Origin of the sequence: uncultured Succinivibrio sp., from assembly GCF_902756765.1 — a bacterium.
GTDB lineage: Bacteria > Pseudomonadota > Gammaproteobacteria > Enterobacterales > Succinivibrionaceae > Succinivibrio.
Window position 1 is genome coordinate 1 of sequence record NZ_CACVSS010000154.1, and the last position, 3153, is coordinate 3153.

At 38.9% G+C, this 3153-nt stretch carries 2 protein-coding genes; both read left to right on the plus strand.

The features are described 5' to 3' along the window. Positions 1-143 precede the first annotated feature (143 nt). The gene (locus QZU45_RS11810; RefSeq protein ID WP_295355541.1) at positions 144-812 is read left to right on the plus strand and encodes a replication initiation protein; all 669 of its coding nucleotides are present in this window, start codon (positions 144-146) and stop codon (positions 810-812) included. Positions 813-1056: 244 nt separating this feature from the next. Next, the gene (locus QZU45_RS11815) at positions 1057-2643 is read left to right on the plus strand and encodes a methyl-accepting chemotaxis protein (RefSeq protein ID WP_295355539.1); all 1587 of its coding nucleotides are present in this window, start codon (positions 1057-1059) and stop codon (positions 2641-2643) included. The last annotated feature ends 510 nt before the right edge of the window (positions 2644-3153 follow it).

Below are 3153 nucleotides of genomic sequence, written 5' to 3' on the forward strand. Positions count from 1 at the left end.
CTTGAGTAAGTTTCCATATCATCCTCCAAACGAAATGCTATGGTTAACTTTATTAAAAATTAGAACAGGTTAGAATGACGCTTTAGGCTGACCAGTTACTGGAAATTAAGCTTGATTCAGATGAGGAAATTTTAATCCTTACTCTGGAAGTTAATGAACAGTTTGAATATATTTTGTCTAAGCTCAAGAGTAACTTTACTAAGTTTGAGTTAGCCAATTTCCTTGTTCTGAAAGGAAAATATTCTAAAACTCTGTTCAGACTTCTTACTCAGTACAAAAACATGGGTAAGGCCTACAAACAGCCTGTAAACTCAATTACGTTTGACTGGAAGAATTTTAAGGAGCTGATGGGTATTCCTAAATCTTCAATCTATACTACTGCCCGTATTGAAAAACAGATCCTGGAGCCTGCTATCGGAGAAATATCCTGGACTCAGATTGATATTCTTACCAACTACAATGGTGTGGAGTTCCCTTATTTCATCAATCTTCAATACAAGAAAATCAAAAAGAATCCAACCAAGAAGACTTCCCCTGTTGTTAAAATCGAGTTTACCTGGGACAGCAACGATCTGCTGCTGCAGAAACTTGATCCGGATGCAGAACGCAGAAATCAGCTTTCAAAGGAATTCGATAAGGTAAAAGAACTGGGTGAGGAATTTCTTGAGTTACGGCGCATGAAACACCGTAACGAGCTGCTTTCTCTGAAGATGGAGAATCTTCTGAGCGATGAACAACCAAAAGACGGTGTTCCTGAAGATGTAGCCGACGCAGAGGTTGTTACAGTTGATGATACGACCACTCCATTTTAAAAACAATTGTGAAATAAAACGTAGAAACTTTCTATAGTAATTACTTTCTTTGCCTTTATTTGCATTATATTTTATTATATCATCTATATATTTTATTATACCATCTATATCTGTGATTTAAATCACACCTTTCTTGCATATATTTTTACATATTCTTGTCAAAACCTCTACAATTTTCAATAGAAATAAAAAATAATCATAAAAATATTTATTCGGATATATTGAAGAAAATGAAGAGGTTTCTATGACTATAAAAGCCAAGCTTAGACTTAGCTATTTTCTCATGATCGTTGTATCGCTTATGCTGTCGTGGTCTGCTTTAAGCTCAATGCTTAAAAGTCACGATGTTGCATCCTACGTTCACACAACTCTTGTTGACCGATACAGCCGTACCCGCCGAACCGGTGATTTAATCTCTCAAATAGAGGCTCAGATGGAGAAAATCAGTCTGGGAGCTGATTCAAGACCAATAGTTCCTGTTATAGATGATTTATCAAAGCAGCTGCAGCTTGCTGTTGATGAAATGCAGGAGAGTCGTTATCCAACTGAGGTAGGTGTGGTTAAACAGTCAACCAGGCTTTATTTGGAGTCTCTGAATAAAAGAGTTTTTCCTGCACTGGAAGCACTGGATGAAACTCAGGCTATGACCTATCACAGCGTAGAGATGATTCCTCATTATATTGTAATTCAGAATAACATTGTAAAGATAAACGGTTATCAGATTGAAGGTGTTACCGAGCAGTCCGAGGCGATGAACGATACCTCAGGTATTGTCACTGTAGGCGTTGTGACAGTAGTTCAGCTTATTATTGCACTGTTCATTATGTTCTATATGCCTTCAGTCATTATCGGAAACATCAGAAATGTAATCCGTATTTCTAAGGTTATGGCAGACGGTAAGCTTAATATCGCTATTGATACTGCCCGTAAGGATGAGTTTAAGGCTCTGCTGCAGTCACTTGAGACCATGAGAGTATCATGGTCAAAAGGTGTCGAGAAGATCCAGAGTGTCAGCTCTAATATTCATAGGCAGATGGTTGAGATAACATCTTCCTCAAAGGTGATGTCAGATACTGCACAGGAAAATCAGGCTCAGGCGCTTACAGTGGCAGCTGCATCAGATGAAATGGTATCAACCACTGGTGATATTGCAAATAACTGTGAAAATGCCTCCGTGACAGCGGAAATATCAGCCCAGAGTACAACAGAGGGAATCAGCCGTGTAAATCAGACTATCGCCATGCTAAACAGTCAGGTTGAAAAATCCAAACAGGATGCCGCCATGGTTGAAGCTCTTGCTCAGACTGCTCAGAAGATAGGCTCTATTGTAATGACCATTGAGGATATTGCGTCTCAAACCAATCTGCTTGCGCTTAATGCTGCAATTGAAGCTGCTAGAGCCGGTGAAGCAGGAAAAGGTTTTGCTGTAGTTGCAGATGAAGTTCGAGCTCTAGCTCTTAGAACCTCTCAGTCTACTCAGGAAATTACCAGAATAGTATCTCAGGTCCAGCTTGACTCTAATGCAGCAAATGACGCTATTCAGCAGTCTGTTAATGTATTAGACGGTATTTCCTCAGAAACTTCCAAACTCACGGAAATTCTTAATGAAGTCACACACAAGGTTGATGAGGTTAACTCACAAATAACTCAGATTGCTACTGCAGCTGAAGAGCAGACCACTGCGACAGCAGAGATCTCCTCAAATATGAAAGGTATTACTGATGGCAGTCAGCATCTGGCGATACAGTTGAATGATGTTCAGAACAATATCCGACAGACCGAGGATGAAATTGAGGGACTGCTGCAGGTAGTTCATCAGTTTGAAATCTAATTTCCGTACTTAACAATGTGTTCACTCCAAGCAGAGCTTTTTTCCTGCTCTGCTTTCTTTATAAGCTTCAAAATTTGCATCTCATATCTTCAGGACCAAACTAATACTGTTACTTCTTTTTTCTAGATCAGAGGGGAATATGAACATACGTCAGAAAAATAATACAAAAGACATCGACTGTTTAGCCCTTTTTCTCCATCTTAATTAGAGCATCCTCTGTCTTATGAGATTCAACTGCGGTGTCAGGAGCAGCAACTGAAACTGTTTTCACATCAGGCTTTAAATACTCCTGCTCTATTGTCTAAACAGAAGCCTTAAGCTCATCATTTTTACCTGTATTTTGCAGCAAAACACCAAAATTCGACTAATTAGCGAAGGCTAACTTCCTTATTTGACAAGGAGCTAGCCTATTTTTGTGACCTGATTATCTGTTTTAATAATGCACGTATATTACACCTTGCATATATGTTATAATATCTGTTAAGAATTAGGCTCATGAGGTGTTTGTAT

Coding starts and splice junctions, on each gene's coding strand:
- QZU45_RS11815 (WP_295355539.1), top strand. CDS start 1,057: ATGACTATAAAAGCCAAGCTTAGACTTAGCTATTTTCTCATGATCGTT.